This is a genomic window from Bradyrhizobium sp. Unk1 (genome assembly GCF_059512345.1).
On record NZ_JCAMOP010000038.1, the window covers coordinates 28,730 to 51,720 of the forward strand.

General features: G+C 58.7%; 18 protein-coding genes. 11 read left to right on the forward strand and 7 right to left on the reverse strand.

The window, feature by feature from the left end:
* The first annotated feature begins 23 nt into the window (after window positions 1-23).
* The 7 genes from nifH to AC5ZFO_RS35975 all read left to right on the forward strand — a co-directional run bounded on the left by nifH (window position 24) and on the right by AC5ZFO_RS35975 (window position 7,680).
* Complete coding sequence (gene nifH / locus AC5ZFO_RS35945; protein ID WP_091956652.1) at window positions 24-908, forward strand: nitrogenase iron protein; 885 nt, start codon at window positions 24-26, stop codon at window positions 906-908.
* Between the two features lie 149 nt (window positions 909-1,057).
* Window positions 1,058-1,849, forward strand: a complete 792-nt coding sequence (locus AC5ZFO_RS35950) for a nitrogen fixation protein NifQ (protein WP_496123258.1) — start codon at window positions 1,058-1,060, stop codon at window positions 1,847-1,849.
* Window positions 1,850-2,047: 198 nt separating this feature from the next.
* Window positions 2,048-3,238 (forward strand): homocitrate synthase, encoded by a 1,191-nt coding sequence (gene nifV / locus AC5ZFO_RS35955; protein WP_496123259.1) that lies wholly within the window; start codon window positions 2,048-2,050, stop codon window positions 3,236-3,238.
* 341 nt (window positions 3,239-3,579) lie between these two features.
* Window positions 3,580-3,921 (forward strand): nitrogenase stabilizing/protective protein NifW, encoded by a 342-nt coding sequence (nifW, locus tag AC5ZFO_RS35960; RefSeq protein ID WP_282524057.1) that lies wholly within the window; start codon window positions 3,580-3,582, stop codon window positions 3,919-3,921.
* 995 nt (window positions 3,922-4,916) lie between these two features.
* Window positions 4,917-6,026, forward strand: coding sequence for an electron transfer flavoprotein subunit alpha/FixB family protein (locus AC5ZFO_RS35965; protein WP_496123260.1), 1,110 nt, complete (start codon window positions 4,917-4,919; stop codon window positions 6,024-6,026).
* A gap of 11 nt (window positions 6,027-6,037) precedes the next feature.
* On the forward strand, window positions 6,038-7,345 hold the full coding sequence (locus AC5ZFO_RS35970; RefSeq protein WP_282524055.1) for an FAD-dependent oxidoreductase: 1,308 nt from the start codon (window positions 6,038-6,040) through the stop codon (window positions 7,343-7,345).
* 38 nt (window positions 7,346-7,383) lie between these two features.
* A complete protein-coding gene (locus AC5ZFO_RS35975) occupies window positions 7,384-7,680 on the forward strand; it encodes a ferredoxin family protein (RefSeq protein WP_282524054.1) in 297 nt (98 codons plus the stop codon).
* A gap of 224 nt (window positions 7,681-7,904) precedes the next feature.
* Here the strand turns inward: AC5ZFO_RS35975 and ahpD are convergent, their stop codons facing one another.
* Together ahpD and AC5ZFO_RS35985 are read right to left on the reverse strand one after the other, a co-directional pair.
* Window positions 7,905-8,453 carry an alkylhydroperoxidase, AhpD family gene (ahpD, locus tag AC5ZFO_RS35980; RefSeq protein WP_282524053.1) on the reverse strand — a complete coding sequence of 183 codons (549 nt, stop codon included), beginning with the start codon at window positions 8,451-8,453 and terminating at the stop codon, window positions 7,905-7,907.
* Between the two features lie 6 nt (window positions 8,454-8,459).
* Window positions 8,460-9,014 carry a peroxiredoxin gene (locus AC5ZFO_RS35985; protein WP_282524052.1) on the reverse strand — a complete coding sequence of 185 codons (555 nt, stop codon included), beginning with the start codon at window positions 9,012-9,014 and terminating at the stop codon, window positions 8,460-8,462.
* 567 nt (window positions 9,015-9,581) lie between these two features.
* Between AC5ZFO_RS35985 and AC5ZFO_RS35990 the strand changes: the two genes are divergently transcribed.
* Window positions 9,582-9,902 carry a hypothetical protein gene (locus tag AC5ZFO_RS35990; protein ID WP_496123261.1) on the forward strand — a complete coding sequence of 107 codons (321 nt, stop codon included), beginning with the start codon at window positions 9,582-9,584 and terminating at the stop codon, window positions 9,900-9,902.
* 950 nt (window positions 9,903-10,852) lie between these two features.
* Window positions 10,853-11,257: a hypothetical protein gene (locus AC5ZFO_RS35995; protein ID WP_496123262.1), complete on the forward strand. Its 405-nt coding sequence runs from the start codon at window positions 10,853-10,855 to the stop codon at window positions 11,255-11,257.
* Window positions 11,258-11,829: 572 nt separating this feature from the next.
* Here the strand turns inward: AC5ZFO_RS35995 and AC5ZFO_RS36000 are convergent.
* The 5 genes from AC5ZFO_RS36000 to AC5ZFO_RS36020 form a co-directional block, all read right to left on the reverse strand.
* Window positions 11,830-12,507, reverse strand: coding sequence for a DUF2478 domain-containing protein (locus tag AC5ZFO_RS36000; protein WP_496123263.1), 678 nt, complete (start codon window positions 12,505-12,507; stop codon window positions 11,830-11,832).
* A gap of 54 nt (window positions 12,508-12,561) precedes the next feature.
* Window positions 12,562-13,686, reverse strand: coding sequence for a molybdenum ABC transporter ATP-binding protein (gene modC / locus AC5ZFO_RS36005; RefSeq protein ID WP_496123264.1), 1,125 nt, complete (start codon window positions 13,684-13,686; stop codon window positions 12,562-12,564).
* Between the two features lie 34 nt (window positions 13,687-13,720).
* The gene (locus AC5ZFO_RS36010) at window positions 13,721-14,209 is read right to left on the reverse strand and encodes a hypothetical protein (protein WP_282524048.1); all 489 of its coding nucleotides are present in this window, start codon (window positions 14,207-14,209) and stop codon (window positions 13,721-13,723) included.
* A gap of 679 nt (window positions 14,210-14,888) precedes the next feature.
* Window positions 14,889-15,959, reverse strand: coding sequence for a cytochrome-c peroxidase (locus AC5ZFO_RS36015; protein ID WP_282524047.1), 1,071 nt, complete (start codon window positions 15,957-15,959; stop codon window positions 14,889-14,891).
* A 1,792-nt stretch (window positions 15,960-17,751) separates the two neighbouring features.
* Window positions 17,752-18,030, reverse strand: a complete 279-nt coding sequence (locus AC5ZFO_RS36020) for a hypothetical protein (protein ID WP_496123265.1) — start codon at window positions 18,028-18,030, stop codon at window positions 17,752-17,754.
* 1,880 nt (window positions 18,031-19,910) lie between these two features.
* Here AC5ZFO_RS36020 and AC5ZFO_RS36025 point away from each other — a divergent pair.
* Both AC5ZFO_RS36025 and AC5ZFO_RS36030 read left to right on the forward strand, forming a co-directional pair.
* Window positions 19,911-20,156 carry a hypothetical protein gene (locus AC5ZFO_RS36025; protein ID WP_246788856.1) on the forward strand — a complete coding sequence of 82 codons (246 nt, stop codon included), beginning with the start codon at window positions 19,911-19,913 and terminating at the stop codon, window positions 20,154-20,156.
* 815 nt (window positions 20,157-20,971) lie between these two features.
* Complete coding sequence (locus AC5ZFO_RS36030; protein WP_282524044.1) at window positions 20,972-22,798, forward strand: NEL-type E3 ubiquitin ligase domain-containing protein; 1,827 nt, start codon at window positions 20,972-20,974, stop codon at window positions 22,796-22,798.
* Window positions 22,799-22,991: the final 193 nt, after the last annotated feature.

Sequence of the window (22,991 nt, forward strand, 5' to 3'; positions counted from 1 at the left end):
CAAACCGGTTGATGGAGAGCAACATGTCTTCACTGAGACAAATCGCGTTCTACGGGAAGGGCGGCATCGGCAAGTCGACCACTTCGCAGAACACGCTGGCGGCGCTGGCCGAGATGGGTCAGAAAATCCTGATTGTAGGGTGCGACCCGAAAGCGGACTCGACCCGCCTGATTCTGCACGCCAAGGCGCAAGACACGATCTTGAGCCTTGCAGCGAGCGCCGGCAGCGTGGAGGACCTCGAGCTCGAGGACGTAATGAAGGTCGGCTACAAGGACATTCGCTGCGTGGAGTCCGGTGGTCCTGAGCCGGGTGTCGGCTGCGCCGGCCGCGGCGTCATTACCTCGATCAATTTCCTGGAGGAGAACGGTGCCTACGAAAACATTGACTATGTCTCATACGACGTGCTCGGCGACGTCGTTTGCGGTGGCTTTGCGATGCCGATCCGCGAGAACAAGGCGCAGGAAATCTATATCGTGATGTCTGGTGAAATGATGGCGATGTATGCCGCGAACAACATTTCGAAGGGAATCCTGAAGTACGCAAACTCTGGCGGCGTGCGGCTGGGCGGTCTGATCTGCAATGAGCGGCAGACCGACAAGGAGCTGGAACTGGCGGAAGCGTTGGCCAAAAAGCTAGGCACTCAACTGATCTACTTCGTGCCGCGCGACAACGTGGTGCAGCATGCCGAGTTACGCCGCATGACGGTGCTCGAATATGCACCCGATTCCAAGCAGGCCGATCACTATCGCAATCTTGCGACCAAGGTTCACAAAAATGGCGGCAAGGGCATCATCCCGACTCCAATCTCCATGGACGAGCTCGAGGACATGCTGATGGAGCATGGCATTATGAAGCCCGTGGACGAAGCCATCGTCGGCAAGACCGCCGCCGAGCTCGCGGCCTCGTAAAGGTCGCGAGTCGCGGCCTTGCGAAGGCGCGCGACGAATGCCGGTCTCCCTCACCCCCCATCCCGGGAGGCCGGCATTCTGACGATCGACCCTGATCAAAACCAGGATGCGGCAGCGCAAGCCTGACCATTGTGGAAACTCGTAAAATTATGTCCGAAGCGCACTTCCTTCCGTTGATGGCTGCTTGTGCCGTTGATGCCAACAGTCAGATGCACAGGGGAATTGCAATCTACAGCCTGCTCACCGGTGTGCCTCCAGCAGATGCCGATATTGCCGTCGACAGCAATCTCGATCGCCATGTCCTGGCGTCCATCCTTGCGGCTGCCACAATGGATGGTGGCTCCCTTCCCGAGAAGGCCGGCCTGTCGGGCCTTGAACTGGCGGCCTTGCTGGAGCAGTACTTTCCCTCCCTTGAGATCAAGCTCGCGGAGCAGCTCTCGGCTTTCAAGTGCGAAGAGGACGACGAGATCGCAATGCTGCGCGATTTCTTGCTCAAGCAACGCTCGACTGAAGGGGATATCGGCCGATGGCTGGCTGCGATGATCGCGCGCCGCGCCATTGAGCCAGACCATCTGTGGGAAGCTCTCGGCTTGCGCAATCGTGGCGAACTCTCTCGGCTGCTGGGCCGCCATTTCGCGCCGCTCGCCTTGCGCAATGTCAACAATATGCGCTGGAAGCGCTTCTTCTACCGCATGCTTTGCGAGGATGAAGGCCTCGTGATGTGCACGACACCCGTGTGCACGCAATGTGTCGACTTCAACCTCTGCTTCGGCGAAGAAAGCGGTGAGAGCCGGATGGCCGAGCGCCGGCGCGACTTTCTGTTGCAGGCGGCTCGGCCGGTCGTTGCCGGCGACTGGCCATCTGAACTGCCACAAGGGTCCGCGATCGCACCATCATCGGAGAAAGCCTCGCAGGATTTGGTAAGCCGCGCGGAAGGTTGAGGGCGCGGCTGACGCCGTTTCGAGCGAGTGACCATGTGTCCAAGGCGGCGGCGGGCTCAAGTGCTCCGCAACAATTCTCACCTCCTGGCGCGCCGCAACTGCATTAAAGTTCGAACTCGGCGGGGCAATAGGCAAGGCGTCATTTACGACAATCCATTTGCTGAAGCTTAGGTAGGTCAAACAATGAGGAGCTCTCGCGTGATTGCCGCTAGCACCGCCGCAAAGTCGTCTTGGTCCGACCAGGTGCGCGCCAAGCCCACCGTGCTCAACGACACGACATTACGCGACGGCGAGCAGGCACCCGGCGTTGCGTTCACCGCAGAGGAAAAGCTAGCGATCGCGCAGGCGCTGGCACGGGCCGGAGTCACGGAGATCGAGGCGGGAACGCCGGCGATGGGCAACGAGGAGATCGCCGCCATTCGCGCCATTGTCGAAGCAGATCTTCCGCTGACCACCATAGGCTGGTGCCGGATGCGGGAATCGGATGTCGACGCGGCGATCGAAGCAAAGGTGTCCATGATCAATATGTCGATCCCGACCTCCGATGTCCAGATCGCGGCCAAGCTAGGTGGTCATCGCGACCTGGCGCTGGAACGGGTGAAGCGATTGGTAGGCTATGCCTGTGCGCGCGGACTTGAAGTCGCCGTCGGTGGTGAGGACTCCTCTCGCGCCGACATCGATTTTCTCATCAGACTGATGGCAACTGCAAAAGCCGCGGGCGCGCGTCGCTTTCGTATTGCAGATACGCTCAGTGTGCTCGATCCCGACGCAACCTACGTGCTGGTAAGGAATTTGCGCGCGACCACCGATCTCGAACTCGAATTTCACGGTCACGATGATCTCGGACTCGCGACCGCCAACACGCTCTCCGCTATCAAGGCCGGCGTGAGCCACGCCTCAGTGACCGTCATCGGGCTGGGCGAGCGGGCCGGAAATGCCCCGCTCGAGGAAATCGCGGTCGCACTCAAGCAGCTCTACGGTCGCGAGACCGGCATCATACTCCCGGAGCTCGAGAACGTCGCTGCGGTGGTAGCAGCCGCGGCCGCACGTGTGATTCCTATGAATAAGGCCATCGTCGGAGAGCATGTATTTACGCACGAATCCGGCATTCATGTCGATGGCCTTTTGAAGGATCAACGCACCTATCAATCGCTTGATCCCGTTTTGTTTGGCCGCTGCAACCGCTTTGTGATCGGCAAGCATTCCGGACTTGGGGCGATCACCGCGTTACTCGATGAACTGCAGCTCGTCGCCAGCGCCGATCAAGCCAGACAGATTCTGTCGCAAGTCCGCAAATATGCCATCGAGCACAAGCGGCCGGTCGAGCGCGAAACCGTGGCGGCGATCTGGCGCGACGTGTGCGGATGCCTGGCAACCCACCCCGCGTGAAAAGCCGTGTCCAGCAGCGTTTACGTAAACAGACGCGCCGCAAGGACGGCGTCCGATATCGCTGATGGGCCCGAACGGTGTCCAGCTTTCGCACGTCAGATCCCCTGGCGCGATCTCACCTCCAGATCTTACTTCCCGTTCCGCATACATGCTGTCATCTCCTACCCCATGGCGAGCCGCCCCGCACTGCCAATCGGCGTCTTCTCGCGCTGAGTTCCGGTCCGGCGACCGTCCTGACGAGCGTCAGCCTCGATCGTGGTTTGGCCATTGATCCCGCCAGCAGTCAACAGGCGCCATCTCATCTCATTTACCGTCCAGAGCTAATCCGAAGGAGAATTTCCATGATCAACTCATCCCCGGCAGCCGGTATCCTGGATCGGCTCAGCAAGGCCTCATCGGCGGAGGACTTTTTTTCGCTACTTGGCGTCGATTACGACCCTAAAATCGTGAATGTCGCGCGCCTTCACATCTTAAAGCGCATGGGACAATATTTTGCAAAAGAGCAATTTGCTGGTGCCGCAGAGCCGGAAATCAGAGCTCGGTGCAAGGCGATGCTGGAGCAGGCCTATGCCGATTTCGTGGCATCGTCACCGATCGACCAGCGAGTGTTCAAGGTTTTGAAGGAAGCGGTCGCAGACCCTAAGAAGGCGGCGGCCTTTGTCCCATTGAGCGAGCTGAAGTGATCTAGCGTTCCACTGCAGGCAAGGTGTGCCCGATGGAGCACCGTGGCAACCCGATGTGCGGCCTTCGTCTTTATCCGGGTCAACTCTCTGCAGCTATCACCCGAGCGGCGGCTGTCGTATTCCCGACCCATGTCTGGAGTGGTCGTGTCCACGGTATCAGCGGATATTTCAAGTGTCTGCGAAACCATTACTTTCGACTGACTTTCAGTGTTTTTTGCAACTGGTACGACACTTGCTGTTGTCCTGCCGATCCGATCATCGATGCCGACAGATGGTAGTCGTCCGAGGTGAGATTGAAGGAAGACCCATTATGCTGCTTTTAGTGCCTGCCGAGCCCTGCGCCATCATCTCGTGGCTTACGATCGCGCCAGGTCCGTTCGAAACGGTCTTTGACGCGATCAAGGCTCCGTATGGACGGTGAGATGGTGGTCAATGGATAAGTCGCCCGTTCGCGCTACACCTGGAGAGGGTATGCACAGCGTCGTCCGCATCAAATCGGCCCCGGATTCCGCTCAGATTTGTATCCATCTCATGGCGGATAGCAACATGCGTCAGGAAGAGGGCCAACGTCGGCCCATACGGGCTGTCCGCGCTGGAGGCTCGGCATGGATCGCGTGACAGGTGCGTTGCCAGGATCGCGCTGGTCGTCACAGTCAATGTGGAGCTGGTGGGCCGAAAGTGAGGCGCAGGTATTGCGCAGCGAACGGAATCGCCAACTCAGGCATGGAAGCGAACGGTCAGAATCACCGCGGCGCCCTGGCCACCGCGGTGGCGCTCGTCAAACGCGGCGCGCAAGCGTTCAGTGTGGAAGACCTAGCCAAATCCCGCCGGACCGGTACGTCTATCGCGACGACGCGTCTTGTTGTGAGGCCGGTCTGACCAAGCAGATGGGGCAGAGCAGCCGGCCACTTGCTGACCAAAAGTGATCTTCAGTTAAGGAAGCTACAAAGCAACCTGTGGCGCGGGCGCGCCTATCTTTGAGGGGAATTTAGAGTATGAGCAATGTCACCAGAACGGCCATGTCGGCGCCGGCCGGGCGCGCAGCAGCCAAAAAAGAACTGCCGGAGCACTTCAAGGCGTATAAGCACGTCTGGGTCTTCGTCGAGCTGGAGCGTGGCCAGGTGCATCCGGTTTCATGGGAGCTCATGGGTGCGGGGCGCAGGCTTGCCGACAGGCTAAAGGTAAATCTTGCCGCTGTCGTTATCGGTCCGGAGGGGCAGCACACACGTAACGCCGCGCTTGACGCCTTTTGCTACGGCGCCGATTTGGCCTATCTCGTGAGCGACAATGTTTTGTCGGATTACCGCAACGAATCCTATACCAAAGCGCTAACCGAACTCGTCAATACCTACAAGCCCGAGATCCTACTGTTGGGGGCGACGACGCTCGGTCGCGATCTCGCAGGTTCCGTGGCGACGACCCTGTCGACGGGGCTCACTGCCGACTGCACCGCGCTGGACGTCGACGCCGATGGTTCACTTGCGGCGACGCGTCCGACCTTTGGCGGCTCGCTGCTCTGCACGATCTATACCTTGAATTATCGTCCGCAGATGGCAACCATCCGCCCGCGGGTCATGCCGATGCCTGAGCGCGTCGTACGCGATGCCGCTCGTATCATCGTCCATCCGCTCGGCCTTGTCGAAGACGATATTGTCACAAAAGTATTGTCGTTCCTACCCGACCGCGATGCAGAAACGTCCAATCTGGCCTATGCCGATGTCGTGGTTGCGGGCGGCCTGGGACTGGGATCGCCTGAGAACTTTCGGTTGGTGCGCGAGCTCGCGACTCTGCTTGGCGCTGAATATGGCTGCTCGCGTCCTCTGGTACAAAAAGGGTGGGTTACGTCTGACCGGCAAATCGGCCAGACGGGGAAAACCATCCGGCCAAAGCTTTATATCGCCGCCGGCATTTCCGGCGCGATCCAGCACCGGGTTGGCGTGGAGGGCGCGGATCTGATCGTCGCCGTCAATACTGACAAGAACGCTCCGATCTTCGACTTTGCCCATCTCGCGATCGTCAGTGACGCCATCCAATTGCTGCCGGCGCTGACGACCGCATTTCGCGCCCGGCTTTTGCCGAATTCGCGCGCCCGGATCGCGGTCTAGAGGAGATGATGATGATTGAAGAGAGATTCGATGCGATCGTGGTCGGAGCCGGTATGGCCGGCAACGCGGCGGCATTGACCATGGCTAAACGCGGCATGAAGGTGCTGCAGCTCGAGCGGGGCGAATATCCTGGATCGAAGAATGTGCAGGGCGCCATCCTCTATGCCGACATGATGGAAAAGCTGGTCCCCGAGTTTCGAGAGGAGGCGCCGCTCGAACGTCACCTGATTGAGCAGCGTTTCTGGATGATGGACGATCGCTCCCATGTCGGCATGCATTACCGTTCAGACGACTTCAACGAGGAACGGCCGAACCGGTACACGATTATACGCGCCCAGTTTGACAAATGGTTCTCTTCCAAGGTGCGGGAGGCTGGCGCGACCTTGCTGTGCGAGACGACAGTCACGGAGCTCGTACGGGATGAGCGTGAAAGGATCGTCGGTGTTCGTACAGATCGCCGAGACGGCGAAATACATGCCGATGTCGTCGTGCTGGCCGAGGGGGTCAATGGCCTGCTCGGGACGCGCGCGGGCCTGCGCGCGCGGCCGAGCCCCGATAACGTTGCGCTCGCGGTGAAGGAGATGCACTTCTTGCCTCGCGAGACCATCGAGGCGCGCTTCAATCTCAAGGGCGATGAAGGCGTCGTGATCGAGGCGGCCGGTACCATTTCCCGCGGCATGACCGGAATGGGTTTCATCTATGCCAACAAAGAGTGCATTTCGCTCGGCATGGGTTGTCTCGTCGCCGACTTCCAGCGCACGGGCCAGACGCCCTACGGCCTGCTCGATCAATTCAAGAGCCATCCCTCTGTGGCGCCCCTGATAGCAGGGTCGGAAGTCAAGGAGTATTCGGCGCATCTCATTCCTGAAGGCGGGTACAAGTCGATCCCGCAGCTTTATGGGGAAGGCTGGGTCGTAGTGGGCGATGCAGCACAACTCAACAATGCCATTCATCGTGAGGGTTCCAATCTCGCGATGACTTCCGGCCGCATCGCCGCCGAAGCGATAGGCCTGGTGAAATCGCGCGGCGAGCCGATGAGTGCAACAAATCTGTCGATCTACAAGAAGATGCTAGACGATTCCTTCGTCATCAAAGATCTAAAGAAGTACAAGGATATGCCGCCCCTAATGCATACCCAGTCACAAAACTTCTTTCTCACCTATCCGCAGCTCATCTCCAAGGCGATGCAAAACTTTGTGCGCGTCGATGGTACGCCTAAGGTTGAGAAGGAGAAGGCGACTCTGAAATCCTTTGTCAAGGCGCGGTCATGGACAGGTCTGTTCGGCGATGCTTGTCGTTTTGCCCGGGCCTGGCGCTGACCGCGACAGTGTGAAGCCCAACAATGGAAGGTCAAAGCATGAATGTCGAACCCCCAGTGCGCGTCGAAGACAAGCTGTATTACAACCGCTATCTTGTCGACATCGGTCACCCTCACGTCAAAGTCCGTGCGCACACGACGCCATCGCCGCAGCTACTTGCACTTTTGAAAGCCTGCCCCGCGCGATGCTACGAGCTCAACGACGACGGCCAGGTCGAGATAACAGTTGACGGCTGCATCGAGTGCGGTACCTGCCGCGTGATCGCCGAGCCCACCGGCGACATCGAATGGAGCCATCCGCGCGGCGGATATGGAGTGCAGTTTAAGTTTGGGTGATGGTGGAACAGGGCCGTGGTGCGACGGAGTAGGTGATAGGGTCTCACCGCATCTGTGGCGCATTCCGCGTCACTTGCACGGCACCTGGAATTCGAGCAAGACACTCTTTCGTGGGGACGCTGCGCAAGACATGACTTGCAGATGTCGTTCGGGAGCCGCGAAGGACTGGTTGTGGCGTCACTGAATGGCGCCACAACGCAGTCGATCGGATGGCAGAGGAGGGATCAACCCCTCGCCTGAGAGGGGTTGGGCCCAGCGGCCTCGATTGCGATCGCCACTGACTGCATGATCGCGGCAAACCGCACGGCGGTCTGGATCGCTTCGGAATTGACGCCCGCGGCTCTCAGTGTCTTCTCATGGGCATCGATGCAGGCACCGCAGCCGTTTATGGCGGAGACCGCAAGCGACCACAGCTCGAAATCGGACTTGTCCACGCCGGGATTACCGATCACGTTCATACGCAGCCGTGGCGGCATCGTCTTGTATTCCGGGTTGGAAACGAGGTGAGCGAAGCGGTAGTAGACGTTGTTCATTGGCATCAGGGAGGCTGCGGCTTTCGCTGCGGCGATCGCCACAGATGTCATCACAGCGGACGCAGCCGATTCCATGGCGGCAATCAGGGCTGCATTGCGGGTGGCAATCGCGCTCGCCAGCAGCAGCCCGTATTTTCTTTGCGGCGAAAGCGTCTCATCGGCCACCAAGGAGGTCAAGTTAAGCCTGACATCCTTCGCGAAATCGGGAATCCTGTCGCTTAGTTGTTCGATCGACGACATGCTGCCTCAAGCAACCTTCAAGGTTTCGCCGCCGATTTCGCGGCTGCAAGGACAGAGCTCGTCAGTTTGCAGCGCGTCCAGAACGCGGAGCGTGTCCTTAGGACTGCGCCCGACACTGAGATTGGTCGCATAGACGTGCTGGATCGTATTTTGGGGGTCAACAATAAAGGTGTAACGATAGGCAACCCCTTCGGGTGAACGCACGCCAAGACCATCGACGAGCGTTCCCTTTGTGTCGGCAAACTGCCAGATTGGCAGATTGTGCAGGTCGACATGTGAGCGCCGCCAAGCGAGCTTGCAGAACTCATTGTCAGTCGAACCACCCAGTACAACCGCATCGCGGTCGGCGAATTCCTTGGACAGCCGGGCAAACTCAGCGATCTCTGTCGGGCATACGAAGGTAAAATCCTTGGGATAGAAGAAGATGATCTTCCATTGTTCTGGAAAGCTCGCTTCGGTCAGCGTCTCGAATGCACTCTGTCCTCCTTCCTCCTGCGCTTGAAAACCGGGTTTCACCCCTGTGATTTCGAACGGCGGCAACTGACTTCCAATTCCGAGCATGCTGTCCTCACAAATTTTCTTTCTGTAGAAGGTGACTTCATTGTTGAAGCAAGCTATATGCCATCCGTTCTCAGGAGTGGTCGATCAGCGAAAAATGTGCAGCCAAGCGCTTCCTTGCCAAAACTCATGAAAACAGTCTTGCTTTGCGCGACCGCCTGAGATCTTCGCCTGCAAGCGTCTGGTCAAAGCCCCTTCTGCGTCCCTTAGAGCAAACTGCCGCATCTCGCCATCAATGTGCCAAATGACTGTCGGCCTGCCGAGATCTAATGGAAATACTGAACCTGACGAAGGGCGAGGTTCGTAGCATCTGGCGCAAACAAGAGCGGCTGTATTACCGAGACGACAGATTGCGCTAGTAAGACCAGTTGCTCGCCGTTGCCAAACAAGGTGCGAGTAATCATAGGCTACGGCGCTTCGCGCATTGAGGCGCTTGAAGCGGCGGTAGATCACCAGGCTCGAGGGTTTGCCGGATCCTGAAACGCTTGAAAGCCAACCAAGCTCGCCGTCGGCGGCGATTGGGGCTTGAACTCTACGTAGCGTCAGGTTGTACAGTCTCAGGACGAGCGGATGATCCGCCAGTTCGTGGAAAACGTCAAAGACTACAGAATTGCTCCCGATGGTACCAGAGGCCGGGGGAATGGAAAGGTCCCGGCTGCTACGATCAAGTCCAATGTGCAGGCGCTCAACACGTTTGCTCGTTGGCTCCGAGCACATCATAAGGGGCCATTGGCTCTTCGGGCGTTCAATGAACCAAGGTCGCTCGCCGCCGACATCGACGAGTACGCCGAAGCTGGCGGCGATGATCGTGACCGCCCCAGCACGGCACTTCTCATCTGCGCAGGATCGGGGCTGACGGGCTCCAAGCTGTCGGTGCCGGGGCCCGACTGATGGGACGCGAAACATTGTCGGCTCATCCGGAGGACATCTCCACCATCGATGACTTTTTGACCGACGCTCTGTCCAAGCTTGGATCTGATGCGACCAAGAGAAAGCCGCCGTTTCGACGATGGTTTCCCGGCTACGCTCCTTTAGTGATTGGCTTCAGAGGGAGGGCAGGCCAAGCATCATGGACAGAATCGACGGCAATTCGTAGAAATCGTCATTGAACGCAGATTATGCGGCGTTCAATAAAGCCACAAAGCGGACGGCCCCACTCGATCCCTTTAGAGAACCTAGGTCTCGAGCCCCAACAAGGATTTCGTCCTTACGACGACGACGACAGCCTCATCGCGGCCTTGCCAACGAAGAGCTGAGCAAGCTCGACCCGAGTTCCCAGCATAGGAGAAAAACCATTCAAAGTACTGCTTCGGCGCAACGCAAGTTCAGTGATTGGCTCAGCACAGAGGGCAAGGAGAGCATCGCGAGCCGAATCAACGGCAATAATGAGCAGCAACGCTCGCTGGATGCAGACTACCGGGCTTACGCCGAGGCCAAGCGAAATCTGGCGTGACTCTCAATAAGCCCAGGCAGTATGTGCAAGTCGTCGAGGCAAACAGAGCCCTGGGTGTACCCTTTCCTCAAAGAGCAGGTTCCCCGACTTGGATGCGAGATTTGCCGACGCCGCCGTCCGAAAGTGAGTGGCCGCCGGTGTTAGGCCCGTTTGGTCAGGCCGGCTTGCGGGAGCAGGCTGGGTCGAGCCCGACTTGGTCCCCGCAACTGCCGTCCTATTTCGACTTTCCAACGCCGAAGGGCGAGCCAGCTCGGTCCTCAGATATCTACCGCGGTCTTGGTTCTTTGGTTGACCTGCCGTCCACACCGCAGGACATGCGTGACGCTGCCCAGTCAGGGCCGGTGCTGACCCTGCCGGCAGACCCCCGTTCTTCATCGGGCCGTCAGGCATGCCGCAAGAGCTCGAGGATATAGGATATCTCGTCGGCGAGGATTGGCAGCATGGCTCACAGCCGGTGCCGGATTTCCTGCTCGATGTATTGGACAATAAAATGCTATTGCCGAGTTCGCGAATGGCACCGCAGCCGGTCTCCATCAACGGTCAGACCTACTCCATCACATTGGGTCTGCGAGAACGCCGCGACGCTCAGCTTATTCATCATCCTGGCCCATCCTCGGTTCCTAATGCCCAGGTCGCCGCTTCCAGTGCGAGTCCCTCTGCCGGCGACCGCAGCGGGCGGGTGCTCGGAGCCAGGGACTGGCTGGGGGACGAGCATATCCAGCGGGACTACGAGCTCCTGTCGCAGGAGTTGCGGGGAAGCAATTCCAACTCGCCCGCCGGATACGATTTGTAGATCTTCTCATGGCCTTTCGGGTGGACCAGGGTACCGAGGCGGACGCGCTCCGCGCATTCCATCGCATTGTCGATGATCGGAATGAGAATGATAGAGCCGACTTCCTGTTCATCCGGTGAACGATGCCAGCGCTACGGACCTCAATCACCGCGGCTCCCATTGGTCGCTGCTGCTGGCGAACCGCCGCGATCGCAACAATCCCGTTGCCTACCACGACGACTCCTCCAGGGGGCACAATGATAGGCCTGCAGCAATGCTCGCACAACGCGTGGGGGCCAACCTGCAAAACGCATCCATACGCCATCAGAGGAACGGCTACGATTGCGGTGTCTTTGTGCTCCACGGTACGCGGGCGCTGGCCAGGCGGTTGGCGGGGAGACGACAGCCAGACCTGAACCCTAGCAATCTCGTAGTCGACCGGCGGGCACTGCACAACCGACTGAGGGGTTGATGTCGGCTTGAACTGGTTAGCGCGTGCGGCTGGTTGAACTGCGACGTCTCGCCATTGAAGGTCCGCAATCAGCCGTTCGCGAGGCATCACGTGGCACAGAGCGTGGGAGCGGACGCCAGAGCTAAGGCTGTTTTCGCAGGCGGTGAAAGAGTTTGATGGGCGATTTCGGAGACGACGTGCTCGACAGTCTCACTGTCGTCATCAAGCGGTCCGGTATCGTCGTCCCCAAATAACCGCAGCTGGGGCTGAAGGCCCCGCTGCGCGCCACGCGCGTTGAGATCTCGCGCCACCACTGCTCCAAGGATTGACGATCACAAGGCAGCAGCGTGCCAACGCGCGCGGTGAAGGTTCGCCAGTCGGCAAGGCATTTCTTCGGAACGGCTGTCAGGACTGGTACGCCTCGGGTGATCGCGTCAACGAATTCGGCGCGCAGGTCCCGGCCGGCGGTTTCTTGTTTGGCGAATTTGTTGATCACGAGAAGATCGATCTCGTTGCGAAGTGCCTGGGAAACGACGGCTGCGGCCTCGGCAAGCCCATTTGTATCGAGATTACAGGACATAGCTCCGCTGCCGAGTGGCTGGGAAATCGAGATCTCTTGTCCTGTCGCAACGTCGACTGCGAGCATGACCTGCGTGCCATTTGCGCACCTCGAGTGTCGCTGCACGATGCCGCCGATGCGTACGCCTTGCTGCGCGATATCCTGAGCGAAATCGGCGAGTAGCCTATCCACATCGTCTTTTGGACGGTAGAGAATAGCCCGCACACTATTCGGATCTATCTCATCCAGATTATCGATCACGGCCGGGTTCCTGTTGATGTGTTTCTCGTATCGGGGCAGAGCTGTCGAACGCTCTCATGCGGATCGTGGCAGACGTTGCAAGCACCGCTCGGCAGCCCCGAGCGGAACGGCGCGCGCGACCTCCGCAAAAACGTCCGCTCCATTGCTGAGCCGTAGCGCATCAAAGGAGCGGCGCGTGATGCGCGCCAAAAGCGGCATGCCAGAACGGCCAGTTTCAAGAGCCAGAACCAAGGTGACCTCCGCCTCGTCGAACGGCAGAGAGGCTTTGATGCGTGCCGGAAATACATTGAGGATAGAGCTTGCACGTGGGGGCTCGCACGCGATGCTGACATCGCTGGCTGCGATGCGCAGCCGCAGCTGCGCGCCCGGTCTAAGCGGCACTCCAGGTATCAGAAGCCGCGCCCCGTTGAGGCGGAGCATGATCAGCCCATAGCGTCCGTCATAGCCGCCGACCAAGGTATCAAGACAGACTGCCGCTTCGCCGCGCCTGGCAAGCGCCGGATCGCTCTGAACGACATTGAGCGGCCCGGCCGCAGTCACGAAGCCATCTTTCATCATGACAAGATGATCGGCAAAACGCTCGATATCAGCGATATCATGACTGATGTAGATCATCGGCAATAGGAGCTGTTCCCGCATGCGCTCGAGAAATGGCAGGATCTCGCATTTGGCGGAGCTGTCGAGCACAGTGAGTGGATCGTCCAGCAAAAGTAGCCGAGGCTGGCCTAACAGCGCTCTGCCAAGGGCAAGTCGCTGTCGCTCGGCCGCGGACAGATGTGATGGGGAGCGCTCGAGCAGTGGCGCCAAGGCGAGCAATTCGACCACACCATCAAAATCGATCAGTGTCGGTGTCGATTTTGACGCCTTGTATAGGAGGGTGCGCCGTACAGACCAATGAGAAGGGAGAATTGATAGCTGGAATACATATGCGACGGGACGCAGATGAGGCGGTCGAAACGTCGTCTCATCCTGCCAAATCTCTCCATCGACCGCACAAAATCCTCTGGGCAGACGCTGCACGCCAGCGATGCAGCGCGCGAGTGTGGTCTTGCCGCACCCGGGCGGACCAAAAATCGCTGTGACGCCTTTGGCTGGCAGGCTGAATTGCGCATCAAGCGGGATGTTTGCTAGAGAGTCGTTGAAGGCAACCTCAATATAGCCCGTTTTTGCTTCTCTCATGAACCTGCGCCTGTGCTGTATCGTCCTATCCAAGTCACGAGCACAATCGCTGCAATGCAGATGACGGCCATGCCTCCGACAATCGAGCCTGTGCCGCTCCAGAACGGCGTCTCTGCTCGCGTGAGGGCATAAGGTGCGGCGGCGGACTGCAGATCGGTGTTAAGACCAGAGGCTTGTTGAGTATCCCCGCGCCGCGAGGATCGTGACAATCGGACGCTGCCCAGTGCGCTTGCCAATGAGAGGCAAAGCGCCTGTCCAGCAGCGCGAGGTTCTCAGCCTGCTCCTCCGGGCGGAGGGCTTCTGCTGAATGTCCAAATGGCGCGGCTTGAGAGGTTTGGCGATAAACATGTCGGCTCGCGCCAGAGCTGAATACTGGCTCGGAGCCGGAAATTCGCATCAAGGGTCCCACAGCTTTGGTGGCCGATTTGAAGTTTGCGCCGGTAGCCATGGTCATGGCCTCTGCATTCTCGGGTGCGAGCAGCATCAAAGCCAGATCGATCAGGATGAAACGGATAAACCTCATTGGAACTCCGGTTTCGCCGCGACGGCTTGCTTCGCGGCGACTGGTTGATCCCTGCCCAGCAATCCGCGTGCCGTTTCAAGGATTCTGCGCGCCTAGCGGTAAGGGAGGCTTTGTATCGGCCTCCACCCAGCGTCTTTAATCGCCGCATCTTATTGTAGGACTTTGGACGCTCGCGTCAGCAACCGCACATGCAGGAGCTACCAGATGGAAGCTGAGGATGATCCATCGCCTCTTGGATTGGGGATGGTGCTTTGGCGAATATGCGGCCGTAAAACTCGTCAATGATGCACAAGTCCATGCCATCCGATTTGGCACCTTCCGATCTGCGCGGAGGAGAAGGTCGGCAGCCGGGCGCTTGGAAAAAGGGCTGACGTGAGATGATATGCGGTGCCCGCGAGCTACGGCAGAGCGTCTTCCTAGCAGCACCGATTGCGAGCGCATTTCAGGGCGCGCAGACCTTCGTTGCAATGCCAGGTGACCCAGGATTGAGCTTCCAAAGATGGATAATTTGACAGGCCCTCTAAGGAATTCTTCCGTCAGCGACCAACAGGTTGGGGCTCGAGGCTCGCAATGTGGGCCCGTTGAATGCTCTAGCTTGGACCGCGACATCGCCTGATTTCGTTGCGGTAGCGCTATCTTCCTCGTTAATCACAACCTAGCGTGTCGCTATCGTGAAGGCCTATTTGTCTAAGGAGGGCTTTGGGGTTGCAATGGTCCGCGTGGGCAGTAAAGGGTAATCGATCTTTGGCAGCTGCCCTGTGAGCGAATTCAGAAAGGCCACAATCTCGTCAGCTTCTTCATCGCTGAGCTTTGCGCCAAGCTGAACCTCACTCATCACGCCAACCGCTTGCTTAAGACTCCAAACCTGACCAGAATGGAAGTAGGGGGGGCGCAATGCGACGTTGCGCAACGGCGCCGAGCGGAAAACATACTCGTCGCCGAGATCCTTGGTGACGGAAAAACGACCCTTGTCTTTCCTCGGAAGCAGGCTTTCGGCTGGCCTTTCAATCATGCCGAACGGGAAGTAATCCTGTCCACCGACGTTGATTCCGTTGTGGCAAGAGGAGCATCCCTTTTCGATGAATAGCTTCAGCCCGGCTTTCTGCTGATCAGTGAGAGCATATCCGTCGCCATCGAGATACTGATCGAAGGGGGCGGCAGGAGTAGTCAAGGTCGCCTCGAAAGCCTCGATGGCCTTGGCGAAATTTTCAAACGTCACGGGCGCCGCATCATTGGGAAAAGCCTTACTGAACATAACGACATAGTCGGTCATTGAATTCAATGTGCTGAGCACGCGTTCGGGCGTCGCATTCATTTCGACGCTGGACTGGACAGGGCCTGCGGCCTGCGCCTTAAGATCCGCCGCGCGTCCATCCCAGAACTGCGCCACGTTGAAGACCGCGTTATAGACGGTTGGCGCACGACGTGACCCCAGCTGCCAGCGATGACCAATCGACGTCGGGCCGGCATCTACCCCGCCCGTCCCAAGATTATGACACGTGTTGCAGCTAATAACCCCGCTCGCCGATAGCCTCGGATCGAAAAACAAGGATTTGCCGAGTGTGACCTTTTCATGGGTGATAGGATTGTCCTTCACCGCTGGAACGATTGAGGGAATCGGTTTGAAAATCCGGTTGGCTGCGCTCATCAAATCCTCATTGGCGCCTGCTGCTGGCGAAACCAGAATAGCTGCGGCCACAACACTTAACCTGGCGGCCAAGGAAAGCTCGCGTACCGCTAATTTACTCATGTGATGTCTCGTTTTTGTCCTAGATCGTGGAATCGCGAACGTAACGCGCGGTCCGCGACCGTCCGCGAAAGACCTGCAACAGTCGACGACGCATGGTGTCTTCCGTGTTCCGGCTAGGCTGCACCCAGGCTGACGCGCTGCCGGTGTTAGTAGCAACCGGCATGCCAGCGGCTCGAGGCCGCTGAGCTGGTTTGGAGCAGTTGCCCACCGTGAATAGCAGCAGGCGGCTGGAGGCCGTGGAATCGACCGTACGTGACAGTTACGACAATCACCATGCAGCCATGGTATCCTGGCCGTCGGTCCAAACGGCTGTGCTTCTCGGAAACCCATCGCACGGAACTCTTTGACACTGCAGGTCAGTTGGTTGGGACCGCGAACAAGCGAGCTGCGTCGACGCAGCTTGTCGCTGATCGTCTCGATGCGTGCCCTTGACGCCCTCAACCCCAACACCAGGCTGAGCGTCACCGACCAACATCGGGGACGTTCGTCCCGGGGGCAGCCGGTCAGGCGTCCAGTTGTCGGGAGTTCGTCCTACTGCCCCCAATGTGGGTATGCTGCCCGTCTCAGAACGTATTCACACACTTGACGATGCTCAAAGTGCTTGAATCAGCCGTGGCGTCAGGTTGTAGCCTTGCGAAGCAGAACGCCGTATTGGCAGCCAGCATCGCCACACGAGCGCTAAACGGCCGATCTCTGCTGTATTTCGGTCTTCGCAATCAGCGTGCTGCGCGTGGCGGGGCAATGATTCGGAAGCCGGTAATCATTGCGTCGGCCCCCCAACAGCGAGACAGTGGCTGCCGAGGCGGCCCAATCCGGTAAACAGGTTATGCTCGCGGGGCAGAGAACAATAGTGAAGGATATGCGGCTTAAGAGAGGTTTGGTGAATCAAGAGCGACGAATGGGCTGGACTTGCAATGCGCATCGCTGTGCAGCCGCCCTCGCCGCGATCGCGATCGCAGCGACGTGGTGCACAGGACACGCTCGCGCGCGAGATCGGCGGGCCGAGGAAGTCTTGATGTCGTGCAGACCAGACGTGATCCGCTTCTGTGACCGCTTTACAGGGCGTAGCGATGTGGACGTAGCCATGTTTTGTCTTAGGGACAATTTCAAGAACTTGCGCGGCGAATGCCGCCGCATGGTGCCAACCGCGGCGGACAGAAACGACGGACCGAGACGACGTCTCAACAGGCTTCCGGTCGTCCTTCATCGAGAGTGAGGCGTCCGAGCGGCAGTTGCACAAATCGAGCGACAGTGAGGTGTTCAGACTGACGGGCGCCGGAGTTTGGCCAGCTTGGTGGCCGAAAGTCGTCGGGCTGGAAGCATCAGCCTGCCGAGCCGCAGTTCATTTATCAGTGGGCTAGCTCGGTGGATCGATTGGCCTCAATCAGCGATCGATAGTGCGCCTATGCGTGTTACGAGGTTGAAATGCGCTCTGAACCTCGATTTCGTACTGCAGCAGTTGCTTTGTTCACCGCTGCAGCCATCCGCCGACTTTGAGGCCGTCGTGAGATTGCCATCGGCTCCGCTGTAACTGGTCCAGATGACCATCTGCGTAAACTGTGGTGGGTACAGCCGGACATCTGCAGGAACCCGTGCTGCCCATCAATCTGCGGCGTTGTGGTCGGCAACCAAGTATTTTCCGGCAGGTGGCCAAATCGGCTATAACTTGCAAAAGACCGGCGAAATGTGAGCGTTGGAGGTTTGTTCGCGGTCTTCAGATTTCTCAGCTGGGGATTAGTTTCGTCTCGACTGCCGGGCTCAAGGTGCAGATAGATCTAGGAAACTTCTTTTGCTAGCCGCCCATCGACTTCTCGAAGGAACCGTTTGATGCCATTGCGGCGTTCTCGATGGGCGCTTCAGGCGAGTCGCTTCGCCCGATCGTGGTGCTCTTGGCCGAATACACTTTAGGGCTCAAGGCCAAAGGAAACGCCGTCGACAAGAGCCGTTCAAAGGCAGAAAGCTGTTCAAGCAGACGCTTCTCAACGGCCTTGCGCTCCGTGCCAGGTAGGTCCCTTTTAAGGAATCGACGGCAGCGCCAGATTTCGTTCCGCAGCCATCTGATCTCACTCAATGTATCATCAATTGAAGTCATCACAGATATAGTTCACTTTCGTCCCTGGAGTATCAATTATGGCGATCGTCATCGAGCGGCCATTCCTTGGCTCCGCACTCCTGCCGAACAACTGCATCCGAGGACTTGCGACTTCACGCCCGTCTTTCGGCGAGCAGTTCGATGTTTGCCACTCTTATCATCAGTATCACCCTACATCGCGCGCGCGACGAGAAATCGAAGCAGATCCTCGCGTTTTCACGGCGCTGCGATCGTGTGCCTTGCACAATTCCTGCGCTCCACAGGATTGATTGGTGCGCGAAGAAAAACCGAGAACCGGAGCAGTTAAATTCATGTCCGACACGCAGACGGCTCAAGCAGGAACTATTAACGCACAACCCATGGTCGATGGCGGCGGAACTTGCAAGGGCTTGACGGCTTTGTTGCCTGTTGAGTCGCTGGGCGCGACATGACTTGGGTCACAGCTCTCGAGTCGGACCGTAGCGATGTCGGGCTCTAGCGGCCCAAGAGGCGTAGAGCGGCGGCTTCTTGCGAACGCCTCCTCTCTGATGCTGGTCAGTCCCGCGGTGGTACCCGGCATTCGCAATCGCTTACCCGATAAATAATTTATGAGCGAGGTGGACCACATCAACAATATGAGAAAGCCATGGGGACGATTGCTCTAGGAAGGCGAGCCAGCCTGACTGCGATCCCCGGCACGCGCCATCCAATCAAAGAGACGCACGCGCCGGGATTGGGGCGAGGCAAATGTCGGCTAGACGCAGTGTCGAGCCAACTGAGCATTCCATGGACAGTATTGCTATCGACATCCGCTGTGCACAGTCTGCCTCAAAAGACCGATTTAATAGCTTGAATCTCACGCTGCGACAGGTTGTAGGCTTGCTGATGCGTAAAAGATAAAAGGCCCACTTGGCAGGCGTTGATGGCGCATCGCAAGTGGAGACCGATGGGGACGGCGCGCTGATTGCCAGTTTTCTCGCTTGCGGGCGATGGCCAGGGAGCCATTTGCATCGTCCGCACGGGACGTCGGGCTAAAGTACACTGACCAGTTGGAGTCGCGAGATGGCCTAGATGGTGGAACGATACAGGCAGCAGAATATGGCTGACCCCAGCCGTATTCGCGTTTTTACCGGTCCAGCGAAAGCGTGCTGGGTGAACAGCCCGCGCTCGCAGGCAAATACTTCAACGAATAGACTGTTCATATCCGGTCAGAGGCGATGACCGGCAGCACTGACGGCCGCACAGAGCGCTGCGGTGAAAGCTCGGAAGGTCGTTATGTCCTCTCAAACCAGCCTCACGGGGGCGCTAGGCGAAATCGATCGCGCCAGCGACATCGTTGCATTCTCAATAGTGGTGGTCACGCGCGAAGAAGCTGCGCAACGTCGACCATTCGGTGTTCCAGCAAAAGGCGGCGGTTGAGCTTCAATCTATTCCTGCCGAGTTTCGAGGAAAGCATCCGCGCCGGACGATCGTGGGGCTGCGCCACGATATGCAATGCGTTGAGCCGAAAGGCCGGAGGTCAGGCCGGACGGGACGTTTGCGAGAGAATAGCTTCTCGTGTGTCGCAACTTGACGACGTTCTGATTGGGAAGGTCGGAGTTAGGGGTCCTTTCCATATTTGCAGCATCATTCGATCGGCACTCCAAAGGGGCGGAATGTCGCTGTGGAGCTATCATAATCGCGCAACTCACGCTATCTGAAGCCGTGCGCCTGTGCTGAGGAGAAGAGGTCCAAGCAGTGAGGTAACCGACCAAATGAATCTCTGATAGCAGCGTTCAACGGGCATGAAGCTGCAGTTTCGAAGATGACTATCCTTCGCCGCAACGCGATGTGGTGGCCAAAGATTACAGAACTGACCAAAAAATCAGAAGGACACGGACTTGAGCCAGGCGGAGAATGACGTCGTCGAGCACATGCTCTCGTCATTGACGACCAGCTTATTGCAGAACCGTATCGCGCCCTCTGACGAGCAGGTGATGCATCATTTTGGGCTAGCCTGCGAGAGAGCGGAACTGATCGCGACGGAGGAGATGGCAATACGGATATTGAAACGTGTTTCACGCGAGATCAACGAGGCGCAGTCGATGCTCAAGTTCATTGATCGCGGCGCGGATCGACTAAATTGAGCTCGGCATACAGAAATTCTTAGTCGCACCAGTGCGGATGCAGCTGTTCGATCATTCAGTCGATCGCGTACGGGTCGAGTGCCGTCTCATCAGCGCTTGCCCGTCGAGATCCGCGACGGTGAGCCGAGAGGGGAGGGGCGGTCTTTGTGGCCGATGTCAATGGCTGGGAGCTCGTCATCGGAGAAATTTAGCGAGCCCGTGTTTGTTAACATCGGGTGCGCGCCGCGTCTCGTAGAAGGCCGAGCGCATTAGGCGCGATGTGGCTGCAAGCTTTTAGCTCAGCTATTTAACATAAGCGTTTGAACGCAGGGGGCAGTGGGCCCGCCTCCGCAAGCGACAGCAAAGTTGCCGGCCTAAGCGTCCCGCTGCCAGGGTGCCGGCACCCGGCACCAGTCGGCCCAGCTCGAAGTAATTCATCTGCGTAGCGCTGAGCCTAAGGTTGTGTAATTGATGGGAGCCGTCCAGTTTCGTCGCTCCGCGGTCTGTCAGCTTGTCGACAGCTGGCTGTCGTATCATGAACATCGCTACTCGCTGGCAGAGCCTTCTCAAAGGGCTAGATCTGGCAGGGGACACCGGGATAGACTCCAATATCAACTGATCCACGAGCGAGACTTCGCCTGGGTTCGCTGCCCCGTCTGAAGTTACTCGGTAGCACTCGCAGCAGCGTATTCGCGCCAGCGGTGTGTGACGGCCCCGCTGTGTGATCGCACCTCATTGCAGTTAGCCGGTGGAGCGCTCTCCATGGCCGGTTACCAGTTCTAAGATGCGCCGCCCCGGCGCGTTTGCTTCATTTTGCTACCGAAGAGACGACATCGATGAATGCAGAACAGCTCGGCGCTGGTACTCCTTCCGCAACGTCCGATTCGGAAAGCTCCGAACCGGGCTCTCCGGCCGCATCGCATTGGGGAGAGGCCTTAACGGACGTTCAGGCGTCCGCTGCCGAGGCGGCTGCCTCGCAGGACGAGATGTTGACGGACTGGGCTGCCGAAAACGGGCAGGGGCAACATGAGGATCGGCAACAGGCGGTAACGAGGGCTTGGCGGGGCGCGGGTGATCTCAATGAGCCGTTAGATCTGTCGTCTCTGTCCCTGACCGCCTTGTCGGCGTCCATTCCGGCCGGGTTGCGCCGCCTGAATGTCGACGATAATCAGCTTAACAGCCTGCCCGAGACCCTTCCGGCGAGCCTCCAACGGCTCTACGCCAGCAATAATCGGCTGACCAGCCTACCCGAGCTTCCACCTGGGCTGCGGCGGCTCTATGCCATCAGCAATGGGCTGACGCGCCTGCCCGCAGAGCTGCCGCCGGGATTGCGGCGGCTGAATGTCGACAACAATCAGCTGACCAGCTTGCCTGAACGCCTTCCAGCAACGCTTCAGGAGTTGGACGTCAGCGGCAACCGCCTGACCCACCTGCCCGGGCTTCCAGCCGGGCTCCAGCGTCTGAACGTCGACTACAATCAGCTGACGGACCTGCCCGAGCCTCTTCCGGCCGAGCTCGAATGGCTCAGCGCCAGCCACAACCGGCTGACCAGCCTGCCTCAGACGGTCCCGCCCGAGCTGCTGTGGCTCGGCGCCAGCAACAACCAGCTGACCAGCGTGCCCGAGACCCTGCTGACGCAGCTAAGTCGTGATTCGAGCGTTGATCTGGAGAATAATCCGCTCGCCGATTGGGTGCAGGCCGGCCTTGCAACAGCGATGCATGCCGGACACTATGCCGGCCCGCAGGTTTTCTTCTCGACGGCGGATGGAGCGGTGGAAGTTCAGCCGCGGTCCCTGCAAGAGGTTGCCGCGGACTGGCTCGAGGACGAGCCCATGGCAATGGCCGCTTGGCAGCACTTCGGTCATGAAGCGGGGGCCGCGGACTATGCACGCTTCCTCGACAGGCTCCGTGGCACCGTGAATTATGGCAACGAGGCGTTCCGCCAGGCGGTCGCCGAAGATTTGCGGCAGGCAGCCGTCAGGCCGCGTTTGCGCGAGCAATATTTCGAGTTGGCTTCGGGAGCGAACGCGAGTTGCGAGGATCGCGTTACTTTGGGCTGGAACGGCATGCAGACCGCACGCCTGAACGCTGATGTCGAGGACGGCGTCTATGACGGGCGATTGGGCGAACTGCTCCAGCACGGCCGCGTCATGTTTCGCTTGGAAGCGCTAGACGAAATCGCGCGCAAGAGGGTCAACTCGCTTCGTCGTGCCGATCCCGACGCGGACGTCGATGAAATCGAGGTCTACCTTGCCTACCAGACCCAGCTGCGCGACCAGCTCGAGCTGCGGCACATCGCTCCCGACATGCGCTTCATGAACGTCTCTCACGTGACCGAGGATGATGTAGCCAGCGCTGGGGCATCGGTGCGGAATCAGGAAGCGGCGGGATTTGCCGATTATCTGGCAACACGCTGGCAACCGTGGGAAAGCGTGACAAGGCGCATCGCGCCCGAAGATTATGCTGCCATGCAGGAGCGGCTCGTCGACGCGATGGGCGAAGAGTTTCAAACCCGTCTGAATCTCCGACTGGCCGAGGAAGGTTTGACAGGCGATGCCGATGCTGAGCGGGTGCTCGGAGCCCAGATCCGAAACGAGATCGCCCGCGAGATCAAAAGCGCGGTCATGCACCGGGTGCTCGGGAAACTCGGCCTTGATCTATGAGCTCCTCTGATGGAAGGGCGCGTCGATCCGCCTAGCCGCTCACAAGGTGAAGACAGTCATCGATCCTTTCGAGGACGGGCGTGTCTGCATGAGCTATTCGGCCAATGAGCTGCCGTCCTGCCGGTCGCGTGATCGGTGCGGACGATCACGGTAAAGATGGGCAATCCACTGCAGATTCGTACACCGCAATTCA